Source organism: Rhizobium sp. P44RR-XXIV (genome assembly GCF_001999485.2).
Lineage (GTDB): Bacteria > Pseudomonadota > Alphaproteobacteria > Rhizobiales > Rhizobiaceae > Rhizobium.
The window spans coordinates 564,895-583,417 of the sequence record NZ_MPVZ02000025.1 but is presented as its reverse complement, the minus strand read 5'-3'; the positions used below and the strand labels follow the sequence as shown (position 1 = coordinate 583,417).

The 18,523-nt window shown below is 59.5% G+C and carries 12 protein-coding genes and 2 pseudogenes; 8 read left to right on the top strand and 6 right to left on the bottom strand.

The window, feature by feature from the left end; all coding sequences use genetic code 11:
* Positions 1-154 precede the first annotated feature (154 nt).
* The 5 genes from BSK43_RS08215 to BSK43_RS08195 form a co-directional block, all read right to left on the bottom strand.
* Positions 155-3,082, bottom strand: coding sequence for an aminotransferase (locus BSK43_RS08215; protein WP_136686807.1), 2,928 nt, complete (start codon positions 3,080-3,082; stop codon positions 155-157).
* A gap of 134 nt (positions 3,083-3,216) precedes the next feature.
* On the bottom strand, positions 3,217-3,768 hold the full coding sequence (locus BSK43_RS08210) for a hypothetical protein (protein ID WP_077468401.1): 552 nt from the start codon (positions 3,766-3,768) through the stop codon (positions 3,217-3,219).
* Positions 3,769-3,866: 98 nt separating this feature from the next.
* Entirely contained in the window at positions 3,867-4,751 is an 885-nt protein-coding gene (gene purU, locus BSK43_RS08205) for a formyltetrahydrofolate deformylase (RefSeq protein WP_077468402.1), read from the bottom strand.
* Positions 4,752-4,904: 153 nt separating this feature from the next.
* A complete protein-coding gene (locus tag BSK43_RS08200; RefSeq protein WP_077468403.1) occupies positions 4,905-6,140 on the bottom strand; it encodes a hypothetical protein in 1,236 nt (411 codons plus the stop codon).
* An 83-nt stretch (positions 6,141-6,223) separates the two neighbouring features.
* Positions 6,224-7,300: a glycoside hydrolase family 5 protein gene (locus tag BSK43_RS08195; protein ID WP_077468404.1), complete on the bottom strand. Its 1,077-nt coding sequence runs from the start codon at positions 7,298-7,300 to the stop codon at positions 6,224-6,226.
* A 195-nt stretch (positions 7,301-7,495) separates the two neighbouring features.
* Here BSK43_RS08195 and BSK43_RS08190 point away from each other — a divergent pair.
* Both BSK43_RS08190 and BSK43_RS08185 read left to right on the top strand, forming a co-directional pair.
* Positions 7,496-9,177, top strand: a pseudogene (locus tag BSK43_RS08190) (GumC family protein).
* 213 nt (positions 9,178-9,390) lie between these two features.
* On the top strand, positions 9,391-11,373 hold the full coding sequence (locus BSK43_RS08185; RefSeq protein WP_077468405.1) for a nucleoside-diphosphate sugar epimerase/dehydratase: 1,983 nt from the start codon (positions 9,391-9,393) through the stop codon (positions 11,371-11,373).
* Between the two features lie 102 nt (positions 11,374-11,475).
* Here the strand turns inward: BSK43_RS08185 and BSK43_RS08180 are convergent, their stop codons facing one another.
* The gene (locus BSK43_RS08180) at positions 11,476-12,231 is read right to left on the bottom strand and encodes a glycosyltransferase family 25 protein (protein ID WP_246662514.1); all 756 of its coding nucleotides are present in this window, start codon (positions 12,229-12,231) and stop codon (positions 11,476-11,478) included.
* Positions 12,232-12,596: 365 nt separating this feature from the next.
* On the opposite strand from BSK43_RS08180, the gene BSK43_RS08175 reads away from it, so the two are divergent.
* From BSK43_RS08175 to ugpC, 6 genes and pseudogenes are all read left to right on the top strand, one after another.
* Positions 12,597-12,929, top strand: coding sequence for a hypothetical protein (locus tag BSK43_RS08175; RefSeq protein ID WP_077468407.1), 333 nt, complete (start codon positions 12,597-12,599; stop codon positions 12,927-12,929).
* 194 nt (positions 12,930-13,123) lie between these two features.
* Positions 13,124-14,280 (top strand): annotated as a pseudogene (locus BSK43_RS08170) (Gfo/Idh/MocA family oxidoreductase).
* 12 nt (positions 14,281-14,292) lie between these two features.
* Positions 14,293-15,180: a sugar ABC transporter permease gene (locus BSK43_RS08165; protein ID WP_077468408.1), complete on the top strand. Its 888-nt coding sequence runs from the start codon at positions 14,293-14,295 to the stop codon at positions 15,178-15,180.
* Positions 15,177-16,034, top strand: coding sequence for a carbohydrate ABC transporter permease (locus BSK43_RS08160; RefSeq protein WP_077468409.1), 858 nt, complete (start codon positions 15,177-15,179; stop codon positions 16,032-16,034). The genes BSK43_RS08165 and BSK43_RS08160 overlap by 4 nt, the downstream gene beginning before the upstream one ends.
* Positions 16,035-16,069: 35 nt before the next feature.
* A complete protein-coding gene (locus BSK43_RS08155; protein WP_077468410.1) occupies positions 16,070-17,299 on the top strand; it encodes an extracellular solute-binding protein in 1,230 nt (409 codons plus the stop codon).
* Positions 17,300-17,382: 83 nt separating this feature from the next.
* Positions 17,383-18,516 (top strand): sn-glycerol-3-phosphate ABC transporter ATP-binding protein UgpC, encoded by a 1,134-nt coding sequence (gene ugpC, locus BSK43_RS08150; RefSeq protein ID WP_077468411.1) that lies wholly within the window; start codon positions 17,383-17,385, stop codon positions 18,514-18,516.
* The last annotated feature ends 7 nt before the right edge of the window (positions 18,517-18,523 follow it).

The window sequence follows — 18,523 nt, the reverse complement described above, 5'->3', positions numbered from 1 at the left end:
GGCACTTATATCCGTGCCATCTTCCTCTGCCGGAACGGCTTACCGATCACCGACAAGCAAATAGGAATTGCCGGGAGATTCGACAATCCCCCGGCGGCATTAAAATTCACTCGCCGCTAAATTACCCCAATGGTTAAAGGCCTCATCTGATCGATCAAAATCCGTCTTCGAGCACCTTTTCCAGGGCTTTCACGAAGAAGTCCGCACTATCGGCCGAAAGGCAGAGCGGCGGCTTGATCTTCAACACATTCAGGTGATCGCCGGTCGGCTGCATGATGACCCCAAGATCGAGCAGGCGCTCGCAGATCGCAGCCGTTTCTTCGGTGGCAGGCGTCAGCGCTTCCCGGTCGCGAACGAACTCCACGCCGAGGTAAAGACCGATGCCGTGCACGGCGCCAATCAGCGGGAAGCGATCCATCAGCGCGATCAGCCCGGCTTTCAGCTGGTCGCCGACGACGCGGGCGTTTTCCTGCAGATTTTCGTCCTTGAGAATGTCGAGAACGGTAAGACCGACAGCGCAGCTCACCGGGCTGCCGCCGGAGGAGGAGAAGAAATAGCCCTCCCTTTCCAACGATTCGGCGATTTCGCGGCGGGTGATGACGGCGCCGAGCGGATGGCCGTTGCCCATGCCCTTGGCGATGGTGATGATATCAGGCACGACACCCTGCGTCTCGAAGCCCCAGAAGTGCTCGCCGAGCCGGCCATAGCCCACCTGCACCTCGTCGGCGATGCAGAGGCCGCCGCGCTGCCTGACGGCTTCGTAAGCGCCAGCCAAATAGCCATGGGGCAGGGCGATGCCGCCGGCATTGCCGTAGACCGGCTCCGCAATAAAGCCGGCAAGGCCTTCGCCCTTTTCGTCGATGGCCTGCAATTTCTCGGCGACATCGACAATATAATCCGAGGCCGTATCGGGGCCGCGAAACGCGCCGCGATAGGTATTGGGCGAAATGACCGGATACACCCAGTCGGGCCGTGTCGTCAGCGCCTGCGGGTTGTCGGCAATCGAGGTCGAGACGGCATCGCTTGCGACGGTCCAGCCGTGATAGGCCTCGAGCAGGCAAAGCATGTTCTTCTTGCCGGTATGCGCCCAGGCAAGACGGATGGCGAGATCATTGGCCTCCGAGCCGCTATTGACGAGGAAGACGCTGTCGAGCCCTTCCGGCGCCAGCATCGCCAGCCGCTCGGAAAATTCCGCGACGGCGGCGTAATGAAAGCGGGAGTTGGTATTGAGCAGCGACCATTGGCGAGCGACGGCAGCCGTCAGGCGCGGATGGGCGTGGCCGAGCGTCGTGACGTTGTTGACCATGTCGAGGTAGCAACGGCCCTGCGTGTCGAACAGGAATTCGCGCCAGCCGCGTTCGATCTGCGGCGGGAATTCGTAATAATGCTTCTGCGGCTTGGCGAAACGGGCGTTGCGCAGGGAAAGCAGTGAAGCGGCATCCGGCCTCGGCGCTTCGCAGGCTGCATTGAGGAGGGCGGCAGGCGAGGGGCAAATGGCCGACCAGCCATCCGCCTGGTCCGCTGTCGCAAAGAGCGGCGGTTCCAGTGTCGGCACACGGCACAGCTGCACGCGCAATCCGCCAATGGCCGATCCTTCGCTGCCGATCGTGCCAAGCGTCGCGCCCTGCTCGATGGTCGCGCCGTCCTCGAGGTCGGTTTCAATGCCGTCGAGATGCAGGCTCACCTCTTCGCCGGCAAGGACGAGATGTTGTCCTTGACGTTGGAAAAGGCCCGGGAAGGGGGCCGCGACGGTCGCGCCGGCTGGCAGGCAAACGTCGCTGTGCAAGGCGAAATTCTGTGGTTGCGCCGTGCTGAGCGGCGTGGCCAGCGACAGGCGGAATTCGCCGTAGCGGGTTGCCGCCGCGCCGGAGGCTATGGCCGCCTGTGCCAGCAGCCGCCAGTCCATGTCGGGCTTTTGCCAGTTGCCGTCGACAAAATCGGCACTGGTGACGGAAAGGTCGACGGCGACGATCTCCTGCGCATCGATATCAGGCAGCAGAGCCGACCAGCCGTCCGTCGAGATCGGGGCGACGTCGAAGCCGATTGCCCGCAGGATCGCGGCTTCCATCACATCCGGCTGCGCTTCGGTCGCGACAACGAAAATCTCGCGCTCGAAATCGAGATTGCCGCGCACATACTCATTATCCGGATCGATGGCGAGCTGCTGTTCGGTGCTGGCGGCCAGGATGACCGCGCGCGCCACGATCAGCGGCCACAGCGCCTTCGCCTCCGCCTCCTCCAGCGGATAGATCGCGTGATATGCCCTGATGGCCGGAAGGATATGGAACGGGTTGCCGTCGGCGTGATGCAGCAGCGAAGCGCAGGTGACTGCGAGATCGCCCACCAGCCAACCCTGAATGATGTCGCCGAAATCGATCACCCCATCCGGCACCGGCTGCCCGTGGGCGTCAGGGTGGCTGACGACGTTGTCGTCGGTAACGTCGTGATGCACGGGCTGCACGCGCAGCGCTGTTGCCAGCGGCTGGATACGTTTGACCGCGGCCACCATTGCCTTGGCGATGCGGTCGCGCGCCTCGTGATCCGTAATCGCCGACAGAAGCTGCACGGCAACGGGTCCGGCGCGGCGCAGGTCCCATTGCAGATTTCGGTGCAGGCCGGGATGGTCGAAATCGGCAAGATCGCGTGCGAGCCGGGCGGAAAGCACGCCGAGTCCGGCCGTCGAAGCAGCCGGCAGATGCTTGCGCTGCGTCAGCGTCTGCCCGGGAAGGAATCCGAGCAGCCGGACGAGGTAATCCTGTTCGCGCACGGTAATGGCGAGAATGTCACGGCCATCCTGAGATGGCACGATATCGGGCACGCGCGGCGCATCCGGCTTGGCATGGAGATGGCGGATGGCCGCATTCTGCGCCTCCAGCTCGACCTCTTCGTATTCGGCCCGGCATATCTTCAGCACATAGGCCTTGTCGCCGGCGTCGATACGGTAGTTGCGATCCTGCTGGCTGCCGAGTTCGCTCAATGCCCCGCTCAGGCCGTAATGCGTCTGCAAGATTTCGGCTGCCTCTTCCGGCGTGATGTCCGGTCTTGGCAATTGCATACGATTTGCGAGCGTGGCGTCGGCCATGGCATCCCCCGGATGGTTGATTTGCGTCGACACTAAACCATTCCATCCTAAAGAAAATCACCCAAAACAGATAGGGTCGTCGAGCATTTAGGAAGAAGATAGGCCGCAGATCATGTCCGGCTAGGGATCGTCCCCTATTCGACCTCGATGGAATAGCTGCAACCGGCCAGCGTCTTGCCGGGATGGCTGTCATCCGTCGAGACATTGAGGGTGATGAGTGTGTGGAGCACGGTATCGGAATTTTCGAGCTGCTCCTTGCTCGACAGGATTTCTTTTGCACCGAGGAACTTGTTCGGCTTGTCGACCGCTGCCGTCACTCCGAGTGTCTTGGCAAGCGGATGCGGATCAGGCTCGTCGAGCACGGCCAAGGGTCCGGAGGAGGCGAAGGCAATCCTGCTCGTCTGCCGCCCGAAGACGCTCACCGGCGCAGCCAGCTGGAATTCGCGCAGGAAGGGGTTTTCCGACGGCAGTTCGGTCAAGCCGAACTGCTTCATGGCCGTGACACTTTCAGGCCCGGTCAGCCACATCCCGAAATTATTGTAACTCGGCACGTCGTAGGTCGTGCATTCGATCAGCTTGGCAAGATCGATCTTCGATGGGTCCTGTTCCGCAGTGGCGGCATGCGCCGTCGCCGTATTCATAAGAAACGCCGCCAGCAGCAGCGTTCCCTTGCGATGGAATGACATGTCTTTTCCTTATTCCCGGCCGATTCGATACCGGCGGTATCAAATCGTGCTTCGACGCAAAAGAAAAAGGGAATTGGCGGCAATAGTTAGGCCGCGCCTCAGCCCATCCGCTCGGAAGCATATGAGCCCGGGCTTGCCGGGAAGACGACGGTGCGGTTGCCGTTGATGAAATTGCGGTGATGGATATGCGCATGGATGGCGCGCGCCAGCACCTGGCTCTCGACGTCACGGCCGATCGAGACGTAATCATCGGCCGACTGCGCATGCGTGATGCGCGCCGTGTCCTGCTCGATGATCGGGCCTTCGTCGAGATCGGCGGTGACGTAATGTGCCGTCGCCCCGATCAGCTTCACGCCGCGCTCATAGGCCTGCTTGTAAGGATTGGCGCCCTTGAAGGACGGCAGGAAGGAATGGTGGATGTTGATGATGCGGCCCGACATCTTCTGGCACATGGAATCCGACAGGATCTGCATGTAGCGGGCAAGCACGATCAGCTCGGTGCCGGTCTGCTCGACCACGTCCATGATCCGCGCTTCCGCCTCCGGCTTGTTGGCCTTGGTCACCGGAATATGGTGGAAGGGGATGTCGTGGTTGACCACGACCTTCTGATAGTCGAAATGGTTGGAGATGACGCCGACGATATCGATCGGCAGCGCGCCGATCTTCCAGCGGTAGAGCAGGTCGTTCAGGCAATGGCCGAAGCGCGAGACCATCAGCAGCACCTTCATGCGCTTCTTGGCATCGTGGAACTCTGAAGCCATGTCGAACTTGGTGGCGATCGGCTTGAAGCCTTCGACCAGCGCTGGTTCACCGATGCCCTCCTCGGAGATGAAGGAGACGCGCATGAAGAACATGCCGGTGTCGAGATCGTCGAACTGGCTGGAATCGACGATGTTGCAGCCCTGCTCGGCCAGATAGTTCGATATCGCCGCAACGATCCCGCGTGTCGACTTGCACGCAACTGTCAGTACATAGCTCTTCATGTCTCTTCTCTCTTACGCCGAGGATGCCGCCCACTTAAAGGAAATCGCAAGGGTGGGAAATACCTTCCGCCCCGTCAGCTTTCGACGCTAATTTAGGCAGGATGGTGGGAAAAAAGCCGTTCCCATTGCGCCTTCGGGCGGCGCATCCCCGCCTCAGCTGCTGGTGGCAAGCGAGAGCTTTTGCGGCTGTTTTGCCTGGGTGCCCTCGTTGAATTTCAGGAAGCCGACGAGAAGCCAGACCAGGCCTGCCGTCTTCATCGAGAAGATGGCGGTGGAACCGATCATGAGATTCAGGAACAGGAAAAGGGAAAGGGCATGGCCGAGGCGCCGCTGATTGACGGTCTCGCCCCCCGGATAGAGCGAGGCGTAAAGCCAGAACAGGATGAGGCCGAAGATGGTGGCTCCATATATGATGTACACATAGCCGCTGTCGAAGAATATGCCGACCTGATCGAGCTGCAGGCCGATGGTGCTCTGCAGGTCCATGCCAAGGAAGGCCTTTACCGTCCCGTTGATGCGCCCCACGAAATTATCGCCCGTAACCGTCGGCTTGAGCGAATGGATGACGAAGCCGACGACGATGATCACGGGCATCGTCAGGAGGTCGAGTATCTTCGGGAGCCAGGGATAGATGAAATAACCGGCGACGCAGATGAGGCTGAAGATCAGCATCGTGCGCGTGTCGTTTGTCAGCAGGATCAGCACGACGGTCGACAGAAACAGCAGCCTGTCGAGCAGCCGCAGCCGGCCGGAAAAGCTGATCAGATAAAGGACCATCACGCCGCAGAAATTTGCAAGCGAGACCTGTTCCAGGAAAACGGAGGACGAGCGGTGGTCTATCAGGCCGAAGGAGAACCGGCCCTCGAAGCCCAATGCGCCGCGGAAGAGGCCGATATCGCTGTAGGTGGCCGGCGGCACGCCGCGCGTATTCTGAAAATATTCGGCCGGATGAAACAGCGCCACATATTCCTTCACCGACACGATCTCGCAGATGAGCACGGCCAGCACGGCAATGCAGGCAATCTTGAAAGCCAGCTTGAGCGTGCGCTCGTTGCAGAGCCTGCCCATGATGGAAAACGAGAAGATGATCATCACGTTGCGAAGGTGATCGATATAGGCCTGCTTGTTGATGGCAATGACGAAGACCGTGAGTATGATCGTCAGCACGAGATATAGGAGCGGCGCGATATCCTCCTCGTAGATCCCCTTCGTCAGAATATAGGTGAAACTGACCGCCTGGAGCACGATTTCGCTCATCACGACGGCGTTTGGCGTCAATGGTGTGATGTTGTGATTGATGAAGGCGAGGATGCTATTATACAGGACCGCGAGCAGCGAAACGGCAAGAATGACGAAATTGATGGGCTGCTTTTCGCCTGAACTTTGCATGAACTATCCGAGGTCGTGGGATCTCTGGCCTTGGCCAGCATATCAGGCCGATGATTCGCGGCAAAGAGTCGAGCCAGCGTCCCTTACTTCGGTTTGATCAGCGCACATGACGGCGCGAGGGTTGCCTTTTTGCTCAATCCCTCCACCAGCACTTTCAGTTGCGGCTTGTCGCGGCCATTGTGCGGCTGAATATTGAGCGGCTCCTCCGGCGGCCACCAATCGCCGGCCGCCCAGTAACTCCAGCCGAGCCAGACATCGCTATTGGTGTTCAGGACGTCGAGCACCTGTTTGAGGCCGTCTAGGCAGCCGTCATTGGCAGCAACGCCGAATTCGCCGAGGAAGCCGCGCTTTCCATTCTTGCGCAGCCAGTCCGTGACATCGTTCAAGCCTCTTTTGGCATTGTCGGTGCCATCGCAGACCGGATGCGTGCCGGAGCTGTCCGAATCCAGATATTGATGGAATTCGAAGGCGTAGAAGTCGAGCGGATCCGTGACGCCGAGCATGACTGTCGCATTCGCGCCGCCGCCAAGGACATCGGCGGACCAGCTATGCGCGCCAGTCCAGTTGGTGCCGGGTACGAGGATGAGATTGCGCGCGCCGACGGTGCGAATGCCGCGGATGGCGGTATTGGCGAGTTCCAGCCAGTCCGGCGCCTTGATGTCGTGCGGCTCGTTCATGAGGCCGAAGGCGACGCCCTTTTGGTTGGAGAATTCGACGGCAAGCCGCGCCCAGAAGTCGCCGAAGGCCAACTCGGTTGCCGGCGGTTGCTTGAGCTGGACCTTGTCGTAATAGCCGTAATTGTGGGGGTCGAGCACGACGACCATGCCATGTTTCTGAATAAGGGCGACGGCGTCCTTGAGCCTCTGGAGTTCGTCGCCGTTGAAGGGGTGGCCGAGCACCGGCTGCAGCCGCTCCCAGCGGAAGGGCAGCCGCACGACGTTCATGCCCTTGCCCGCAAAATAGCGCACGGTTTCTTCCGAGGGGTAGGTGTAGTTGACGTTGGCCACGCCGTCTCGCTCGCCATATTCCGCGCCGGAGAGATTGACGCCACGATAGCAAAGCTGCGCCGCTGCAAAGCTGCTATCTGCCATTGTGGTGGAAGCGAGCAAGACTGCCGCAGCCGTCAGGCGCAGCAGAGCCTTCGTCATCGATGCGGTCATTGCACGCTCCTGCCTCCCATGCGGATCTGTCCCTTTCATAGAGGCGATGATGTTGAACAATGGTGAAGGCAGAGGGTCTGCCGGCCCCCGCACTGCGATTTCCTTGGAGCGTCCTTAATGGTCCGTTAGCCAAACATTTCTAAAGTCGAGGCATCTGCGAGGCGGAAACCGCCTGCGGAGCACTGAAAGCCTGACATGAGCTCAATGGAACGAAGCAAAAGATCGGACCAGCTTCCGAGTTGGCGCGACACCGAGCCGTCAGATACACGGCGCGATGGCCTGCGCCTGCGCAGTCCGATCTTGCGCCCGCGGGATTTTGTCGTGGCGCCGGAGCCGGCTGCAGCCGCCGAACAGCCCGAAGCGCCAGGGCCTGCTGATTTCGCATCCGAAAAGCGACCAAGCAAAATTGATGTTGAGGTGGCCTCGCACGCCCCTGTCGAGCCGGCTGCGGTCACTGCCGCCCCCACTGCCCGTGTCGAGCCCAGCGCTGTCGCTCCGCTGCAGATCATTGCCCAATCGGTCGTCCTGCCGTCGGCAGATTCGCCGTTGCTCGATCTGCGCTCCGCGATCCATTCTATTTGGGCGAAGAAATTTGTCGTTCTCGCCCTGGCGGCAATCTGTGGCGTGGCTGGCGCCGCCATTATTCCGCTCATCCCCCAGAAGTTCACGGCCGAGACCAGCCTTTACTTCGATCCCAGACCGAACGGCGGCGAATCCTCCCAGCAGGCTCCGACGCCGCCGGAGCTGATCACGACGATGATCGACAGCCAGACCCAGATCCTGTCTTCGGGCAAGGTGCTTGGCCGTGTCGTCGATACCCTCAAGCTCGACCAGGATCCGCATTTTTCTGGCGGCGCCACCGGCGAGGCAGCAAAATACATAGCGACGGCGGCTCTTGCGAAGGCCGTGCAGATCGCCCGCGAGTCGAGCACCTATGTCGTGACCGCGAAGGTGACGACGGGCGATCCGCAAAAATCAGCCGCGATCGCCAACCAGCTGTTTTCCTCCTTTATCGAAGAAGAAAGCGGGGCCGTCGCCAAGAGCTTCAAGTCAAGCAACAGCGCACTGGACAGCAGGCTGGACGACCTGCGCCAGCAGGTGCTTTCGGCCGAGAAGGCGGTAGAAGCTTATCGCGCCGACAATGACATGGTGGCCGTCGAAGGCAATCTGATCTCCGACAAGCGTCTGACGGCGCTGAACGACATGCTGGTGACTGCCCAGCAACGCACGATCGAAGCCAAGGCTCGGGCGGACGCCGCCGGCAAGCTGAGCTTCGAGGATGTGGTTGCCAACAATCCCAACAACCCCAACGCCAGCAGCGGATCGACGGCGCTGAGCAGCCTGCGTCAGCAATATGCGACACTTGCCGCCAATGTCGGCAGTCTGCAGAGCCAACTCGGTGCCCGTCATCCACGCCTGCTTGCGGCCAAATCCTCGCTGGACAGCCTTGCCGCAGAAATCCGCAGCGAATTGCAGCGCCAGATGACGTCGGCGCGCGCGACTATGCGCAGGCGCAGGGAGCTGAGCAGGATATCGCCAAGGAACTGGCGGTGCAGAAGGCATCGCAGGTCAATACCTCAAGCAAGCTGGTCGGCCTGAACGAGCTTCAGCGCAAGGCCACCGCAGCCCGTGATATCTACGAGTCGCTGCTGAAGCGTTCCGGCCAGACAAGCGATGCGCAGGATCTGTCGCAGAGCAATATCCGCGTGATTTCGGAAGCCGAGCCGCCGTTGAAAGCTGACGGCCCCGGCCGAAAGGTGATGATGGTGGCGGGCTTGATCGCCGGTGCGCTTTTCGGTGCTGGCCTTGGAATGGCCTTTGCCATTCTCCTCGGTCTGTTCCGTCATCCGGTCCTGCGCAGCTATCTTGGCAATTGATCCCTTCCCATCTTTCTGCGTGAGCCGCCTCTCCAACATCGAGGATGCAATTGTGTGCCGGCTGTTCTACATGTAAATCGGCGCTGGAATGAATTGGAATCCGCCAATGAAAGTACGATGCAATTATCATGCGTCATGCGGTGCATTGTGAGACGATCTATGCGAGAGAAGCGGCGCATCGCTTTGATGACCGGCGCCAGGGAGAGCTGACCGATGGTGCCCTCCGATAAGCTCGTTTTGCCCTTTTTGGCATTGCCGCGCTCAACCAAGCGAGCGCTCGCCCTGCTCGTCGATGCCAGCCTCTGCGTATTGACGGTCTGGTTCGCCTATTGTCTGCGCCTCGATGACTGGGTGATCCTGGAAGGCGTCGAATGGCTGCCGGCCGTTGTCTCGCTTCTCGTTGCCATACCCATCTTCATCGTGCTGGGCCTTTACCGCGCGATTTTCCGCTATGCGGGTCTGTCGGCTTTCGTGACAGTGCTTAAGGCGGTGGCCATCTACGGGCTCGCCTTCATGACTATTTTTACCGCGATCAGCGTGCCGGGCGTGCCGCGCACGGTCGGCATTTTGCAGCCCTTGCTGTTGCTGATCTGCATCGGCTTGTCGCGGATATGGACGCGCTATTGGCTCGGCAATGCCTATCAGCGGCTGCTCAACCGCAGCCAGCTCGCCAAGGTGCTGATCTACGGCGCGGGTGCATCGGGCCGCCAGCTTGCCGGCGCGTTAGCCAACAGCGCCGAGCTGAATGTCGTCGGCTATCTGGACGACGACCGCAATCTGCATAGCAGTATCATGGGCGGTCTGCCGATCTATGATCCTGCCGATCTTCCTGCTCTCACCGTGTCCGGCGATATCAAGGGCGTACTGCTTGCCCTACCGAACGCCACGCGGCAGCGGCGCAATGAAATCCTTGAGGATATGCGCAAGGCGCGCGTCACGGTGCGCACCATGCCGGACCTGACGGCACTCGCCCAGGGGCGCGTCGCGGTCTCCGATCTGCGCGAACTTGATATCGAGGATCTGCTCGGCCGCAACGTCATCGCGCCCGACCGGGCATTGATCGAGAAAAACATCCGCGGCAAGGTGGTCATGGTGACCGGCGCCGGCGGTTCGATCGGCAGCGAACTTTGCCGCCAGATCATGAAAAACGGCCCATCCGCCCTGCTCTTGGCGGAACAGAATGAATTCGGGCTTTACGCCATTCACGGCGAACTCGAAAAACTGGCTGCCTCCGCAGGATATGCCGATATCCGCATCATACCCTTTCTCGCCTCCGTCCGAGATGCGCGGCGTATCGGTCAGATCATGGCGGCATGGCATCCAAAGACCGTCTATCATGCGGCCGCTTACAAGCATGTGCCGCTTGTCGAGTACAATCCCGTCGAAGGTGTGCGCAACAATGTCCTTGGAACCCAGATAACGGCCGAGGCGGCACGCGACCATGGCGTCGAGGATTTCGTGCTGATCAGCACCGACAAAGCCGTGCGCCCGACCAATATCATGGGCGCCAGCAAGCGGCTGGCGGAAATGGTGCTGCAGGCCATGAACGCCGACCGCAAGCCTGGTGTCGCCAGCACCAATTTTGCGATGGTCCGTTTCGGCAACGTTCTTGGTTCCTCCGGCTCCGTCGTGCCTCTCTTCCGCCAGCAGATCCGCGATGGCGGCCCGATCACGCTGACGCATCCGGATATCACCCGCTATTTCATGACCATCCCCGAGGCGTCGCAGCTTGTCATCCAGGCCGGCGCCATGTCGGCTGGCGGCGACGTGTTTCTGCTCGACATGGGTGAGCCGGTGCGCATTGCCGATCTCGCCCGGCGGATGGTGGAGCTTTCCGGCCTGACGGTGCGCGATGAGGATGAGCCGGATGGTGATATTGAGCTTGAGATCACCGGGCTGAGGCCGGGCGAGAAGCTCTATGAGGAGTTGCTGATCGGCGACAACCCACAGCAGACAAGCCATCCCCGCATCATGCATGCCAAGGAGGACTTCCTGCTGTGGCCGGAGCTTTCGCAGCGGCTCGTCGCGCTCGAGGCCGCGTTGGACGAAAACGACATACCACTGGCACGAACTCTGCTGGAGAAACTCGTATCCGGCTATGCGCCGAGCAGCGAAGTCGTCGATCTGGTCTATCGTGAGCGCGAGGCGGATCTGACCGTTGCCCAGCCAAATCTCGATAATGTCGCGCCGCTATAACGCGGCCGCAAAAAAGCGCTTCCCGCTTTCCACCGGGACTGTAGACATCGGCCACATAGGCTGATGAGAGCTTCCGTTAGGTACTAGCGGCTCAGGATCCCGTCAGGGAACTACCATCCGTGGCTTAATACGAATGGCATACCGCCAACGTCGCAGCTGATCGCATGTGCGGAACCAGTGCGCCGTCATCCGCAACAGGGAGTGCCGCTTTACGGCGCGGTAATCCGTGCGCTTGCCGATCGTCGTATCGGCGCGATGCGGGCTGAAATCGGCAAGATTTTCAAGCGTCGCGAATGTCTCGACACCGGTTGACCAGCCGCGTTCGAGAGCGACGTCATATGGAAGAAGCATCGGCTTCAGCGTCACCAGCAGCTTCTTGGCAGCCTTGCGGTTGACGATATAACAGGCGGCAGACCCCTGCGGGCCGTGCAGGCAGCGGCCGATTACGTCGTTTTCGGCTGTCTCGCAGATCTGCTTGAAACCCACCAGGCGATGATTGACCAGCTTGACGAGGCGGGCGCCGTCGACGCTATCCATCGTCGCAATCGCACGCGGGATCAGCTTCTCGTTCAACTCGATATCATCTTCCATGATGATGGCCATCTTGTCGCCGCTGGCAACGAATTGCTCAAGCGCGAGGAGATGGCTGCGATAACAGCCATATTCGCCGGCCAGGAGCTTGCGGCCATTGTGATAGATGAACGACTTGGGATGAAAGTCGAGGCGATCCTCCTCGGCGATCGCTCGGCCGTCAACAGCCGGTATTCGCGTGATATCCAGATCGTATTCCACGGCCTGGCCACACAAACGTTCCCAGCGATCGCGCGACTGATCCAGATTGATGACGTAGATGCGCAACTGCTGAGCGGCATCAGCAACAGTCAGCGGATCAGTGATAGGGGCGGTACGATCAATCTGTTCGAGAATGACTGTTACTCCTGCAAACAGAAATCGTGGCGACAGCAGTTAAGGCAATGGTTTTGCCATTATATAACATGCTTACGAATTGTCGCAAATTCGGAATGCGCGTCAATGTTGTATTTCCGGATAAAAGCATTTTATTTGGTGTAACGTTGTGTGAACGCCCGCATCTTGGCCAAGAAACAGGCCTCGCGCCGTGATTTTGACGGGTGCCCTGTTGGCGACGGACCTGCACTTTACTATATCTGCAACATGCGGCGCGTGGTCGTTGCGCTCGCATGGTTGAAGGAGCGTAGCAATTCATGTGGACCAAATCAAAAATCGCCATTGCCGCTCTGTTCCTTGGCTGCCTCATGCCTGTTGCCGCGATGGCCGATAACCCGCTTGTACCCAAGCCATATGTCGCGCCTGTCTATCCCTACAAGAACCTGCCGGGGGTAACCGCGCCAAAAATGGCAGCTGACGAAAAATTCCAGTGCAGCACCACGACCTTATATCCGGATGACTTCTACAGAGGCTACTTCTATCGCGGTCTGCCCCGCCTGGGATATGTGTGTGACCAGAACGGTGTGATTTCCAGCAGCACCAGAAAACCCAATTATCAATATTGGCAATACAACGGCCCAGACAGATAATGCCGGCCATCCTGCCAAAATAAATGGCAACGCGATCAAAACGGGCGCAGCTTCAGACTTGAAGGCTGCGCATTTTTAAGCGATGATCTGAAAATAAATTTCATGTTTTCGAGTAAATGCGCGAACGTCGTTGACGAATGCGAAAATTTGCCCCAAGCTTACGAAAATAAATTACGTAATGGGAACTGAAAAGTATGCGAGTTGGAATCATTGGGCTGGGATTCCGCCTGGGATATCTGGGCTATGTGTTCAAGGCGATCGATGAAAGCTTCGAGATCGCCGGCTATGTGGATCCGGCGCCGGCAGGCCTGCCTGGTTTGCTCGAACAGGGCATTTCCGTTGGAAAGGCCTATGGCACTCCTCAAGAGCTGATCGCCAACGAAAAGATCGACCTCTTGATGATCGGTTCGCCGAACCACATGCATCTCGATCATATCCGCATCGGCCTTGAGGCTGGCCTCAAGATTTTCTGTGAAAAGCCGATCGTCACGACGATCAAAGACAGCATCGAGCTTGCAAAGCTGATGGCAAAGTACGGGCATGAGCGGCTGAATGTCGGCTTGGTCCTGCGCTATTCGCCCATGTATCGCGATCTTTTGGCCGCACAGGCCGAAGGAAAGCTCGGCAAGGTCGTCTCCATTGAAGCATCCGAGCATATCGAACCCTACCACGGCGCCTTCTTCATGCGTGACTGGCGCCGCTACGAGCATTATTCCGGCAGCTTCATGCTGGAGAAATGCTGCCACGACCTCGACCTTTATAATGGCGTGGTCGGCGCGCGTCCGGAGCGGGTGGCGAGCTTCGGCGGCCGCAAGAGCTTCATCCCGGAAAACGACCCGGCACGGGAAGGCATCAACGATCTCGAACTTTTCCATCGCAAGCCGAGCGGCTGGATGGGATCGGACAAGGTGTTCGACAGCGATGGCGACATCATCGACTACCAGGTTGCGATCATCGAATATGCCAATGGCGTCGGCATGAACTTCCACACCAATCTCAACGTGCCGGACCAGTTCCGCCGTTTCGCCATCATGGGCTCGCGCGGCATGGCCGAAGGCGATTTCATTCGCGGTTATTTCAATGTTCACGAGGTGCTGAGCGGCAAGAAGGTGATCGAGAACACCTACGCGGCCACCACGCTTTCGCAGCACTACGGTGCCGATGAGCAGATGGCCGCCGACATCATCGCGAACGTCAAAACCGGCCTGCATCTGCCGGTTCGACCCAAAATGCGCTTGAAGCGGGCATTCTGGCGCTTTCGATGGACGAGGCACGCATGAAGAGGACTGTCGTCGATCTCCGACCGATCTGGGACGAATTCGACGAAGCGCTTCATTCAAGAGCCGCCTAGGGAGGGCGCGGGATGGGTGTTCAACGCGGCACGGTCATCTTCGCCTGGGTCCTGCTTTTTCCGGCTCTCCTCTACGTCACCGTCATCGTCGCCTATCCGCTGGTCGACACGATAATCCTGTCCTTCACCGATGCGTCGTTGAAGAAGGTGACGAATTGGGTTGGCTTCGAGAATTACGCCAAGATCTTCAACGATACTTTCGCGGGCGTCATCGTCCGCACCTTCATTTGGACCTTCTTCTCCGTGTCGTTGAAGATGATCATCGGCACGCTGGGGGCGGCGCTGCTGAATTCGGCTGTTCCCGGCCGCTCGCTTTTTCGCGTACTCACCATGCCTCCCTGGATCGTGCCGATGGCGATCGGCATCTTCATGTGGGGCTGGATGTACAATGGCCAGTTCGGCATGATTTCCGGCCTGCTGCAACGCTTCGGCATTGTCGACAGCCCCGTGGCGTTCCTGGCCTATGGCAGCTCGGCCTTCTGGGCGACGATCGTCACCGACGTCTGGATCGGTGTCCCGATGGTCACCCTCTACATGCTGGCGGCGATGCAGGCAGTACCTCACGATCTCTATGAAGCCGCCTGGACGGATGGCGCCGGCCGCTTCTATCGCTTCCGCCGCATCACCCTGCCGTTGTTGGTGCCTTCCCTGGTTACCATGTCGATGCTGTCGCTGATCGCCACCTTCAATTCCTTCGATATTATCTGGATCTTGACGCGCGGCGGCCCGAACGGCGAGACGACGACGATGATCATCGACACTTATCGAACGGCAATCGGATCCTATAAATATGGCGAAGGCGCCGCTCGCGCAGTGCTGATCTGCATCTTCCTGTCGCTCTTCTGCCTTGCCTATTTCCGCGTGACCAGCCGCTTTTCCACGGGAGCCAAGCAGCGATGAGCCAGCCTACGATGATCCATCGCTACAAGTGGTACGAGCTCATCGGCATTTATGCCGGGATCCTGCTGTTCCTGACTTTCGTGCTGGCGCCCTTCGTCGAAGGCTTCCTGGTCTCGCTGAAGCCGCTCAGCCAGCTTTTCTCTTCACCCTACCGGTTCATTCCCGAGAACGGCTCCTTTGCAGCCTATCGCACGATGTGGACCAGCGTGCCGGGCTTTGGCTGGTACATCTTCAATTCGTTCCTGATCTCAGGCTCGACCACTATTATCGTCCTGATCCTTGTCGTGCCCGCAGCCTATGCTTTCGCACGTTTCGAGTTCAGAGGCGCCGGCCTGCTGCTCGGCGCTTTCCTGGCGGTCAACATGTTCTCCGGCGCCGTGCTGCTGATCCCGCTGTTCCGGCTCATGCGCTCCTTCGGTGTGCTGAACACCTATTTTGCCATGATCGTGCCGGGTGTCGCTTTCCTTATTCCCACCGGCATCTGGCTGCTGCGTACCTATATGATGCGCATTCCGAAGGAGCTCAATGAGGCGGCCTTTGTTGATGGCGCCAGCCATTTCTATACGCTGCGTCGCGTCATCCTGCCGATCGCCATGCCGGGCATCACCGTCGTCGCCATTACCACTTTCATCGGTTCCTACGCGCAGCAGTTCATCTACGCTCTTACCTTCAATTCGAAGACTGAATACATGCCGCTGCCGGTTGGGCTCTTTGCCTATTTCGGCCGGCAGGAGGTCGTCTGGAACGAACTCATGGCCGCAAGTTTCGTCGGCATCGCGCCGGCCCTGGTCGTGATCTTCTTCCTGCAACGGTATCTCGTCAGCGGTCTGACCGCTGGCGCGGTGAAGCAATAAAACCAATCAACAACCAGAGAAACGGGAGCTTAAACGTGACATTCCATTTCAAGACAGGGCTTCTTGCCCTTGCTTTGCTCGGCTCCACCGCGCTTGGCGCCGTGAACGCCCAGGCCGCCGACAAGGAAATCAGCTGGATCTATTGCGGCGACAGCATCGATCCGATCCATGTGAAGTACATCAAGCAGTGGGAAGACAAGAATCCCGGCTGGGCCGTCAAGCCTGAAGTCGTCGGCTGGGAACAGTGCCAGGACAAGGCAACCACGCTTGCTGCTGCCGGCACGCCGGTCGCCATGGCCTATGTCGGTTCGCGCACGCTCAAGCAGTTCGCTGATAACGATCTGATCGTTCCGATCCCGATGACGGATGACGAGAAGAAGGCCTATTATCCAGGCATCGTCGGTACGGTAACCTTCGATGGGAAGCAGTGGGGAACGCCGATCGCCTTCTCGACCAAGGCGCTTTACTGGAACAAGGATCTCTTCAAGAAGGCGGGCCTCGATCCCGAGAAGCCACCGACCACCTGGGCCGAAGAAATCGCCGACGCCAAGACGATCAAGGAAAAGACGGGCATCCCCGGCTACGGCCTCTCGGCCAAGACCTTCGACAACACCATGCACCAGTTCCTGCATTGGGTTTACACTAATAACGGCAAGGTCATCGATGGCGACAAGATCGTCCTCGACAGCCCCGAAGTGCTGGCAGCTCTCCAGGCCTACAAGGACATCACGCCTTACTCGGTCGAAGGACCGACGGCCTATGAGCAGAACGAAATGCGTGCCATCTTCCTTGATGGCAAGGTCGGCATGATCCAGGCCGGCTCCGGTGCCGCCGCTCGCTTGAAGGAAACGAAGATCAGCTGGGGCGTCGCGCCACTGCCGCTCGGTCCTTCTGCCAAGGGTCAGGGCACGCTGCTCATCACCGACAGCCTTGCTGTCTTCAAGGGCAGCGGTGTCGAGGACAAGGCAGCCGAGTTCGCCAAGTTCATTACGTCTCCGGGTCCGCAGGCGGAATACGAACTCCAGGGCGGCGCCGGTCTCACGCCGCTGCGTCCGTCGCCGTTGGTTGACGAGTTCGTCAAGAAGGACGCGTCCTGGAAGCCGTTCATCGATGGCATCGCCTATGGTGGTCCCGAGCCGCTCTTCAAGGACTACAAGGGCTTCCAGAACGTGATGATCGAGATGGTCCAGTCGGTCGTAACCGGCAAGGCCCAGCCGGCTGATGCCTTGAAGAAGGCAGCTGCCGATCTCGAGCAGTACAAGTAAGATCGCAGATCGCCGGGCCGCGCGCATCACGCGCGGCCTTTCGAGCCCTGCCCGCCTAGTAGCGGCGCGCGCGGAGACAGAGTTTGGGAAAGCTTCACCTTAATCAGGTCAAGAAATTTTATGGTCATTTCGAAGTCATCAAGGGCGTCGAGCTTGACGTTAACGACGGTGAATTCATTGTCTTCGTCGGCCCGTCCGGTTGCGGCAAGTCGACCCTGCTGCGGATGATTGCCGGCCTTGACGAGGTGACCAGCGGCGACATCATGATCGATGGCGGTCGTGTGAACGATCTGGCGCCCGTCAAGCGCGGTATCGCCATGGTCTTCCAGTCCTATGCCCTCTATCCGCATATGTCCGTCTTCGAGAACATCGCTTTTCCGCTGCGGGTGGAAAAGATGCCGGAGGACAAGCTGAAGGCCAAGGTCGAGAATGCCGCCCGCATCCTGCATCTGGAGCAGCGGCTGCATCAGAAGCCGGGCAATTTGTCCGGTGGTCAGCGCCAGCGCGTCGCCATCGGCCGCGCCATCGTGCGCGAACCGAAGATATTCCTCTTCGACGAGCCGCTGTCCAACCTCGATGCCGCTCTGCGCGCCGATATGCGCATCGAGCTGGCAAGACTGCATCGCCAACTGCAGGCGACCATGATCTACGTGACCCACGACCAGGTAGAGGCCATGACCATGGCCGACCGGATCGTCGTTCTCAATGCCGGCGAGATATCGCAGGTCGGCGCACCGCTGGAGCTTTACCATAAGCCAGCGAATACGTTCGTTGCCCGCTTCATCGGCAACCCCAAGATGAACTTCCTGCCCGTGACCTGCACTGGTGTCAGCGATGCGGGCGTGGAAATTGAGTATAAGGGCCAAAAAGCGCTTCTGCCGGTGACGCCGCGCCAGGATGCGGTCGGTAAGGCCCTGACGTTGGGCATCCGGCCGGAGCATGTGCTGCTCGGTGGTGGCGATCTGACATTGACCATCGTGCCCACCGTCGTCGAGCATTTGGGCGCACAGACGGTTGCCTACGCTTCCGCCGAGGGGGTCGACGAGAATTTCTGCGCAACACTGCCCGGCAGCGTAGCGATCCGCCTGGAGGCGCCGCTGAAGACCGGCATGCGTATCGCCGATTGCCACCTGTTCGATGAAAGCGGCATCGCTTTCGAGCGCAGGGTGGAACTCACGGACATCGACATGGAGTTGCTGAGCTCGGTCGCCTCTTGAGGGGCGG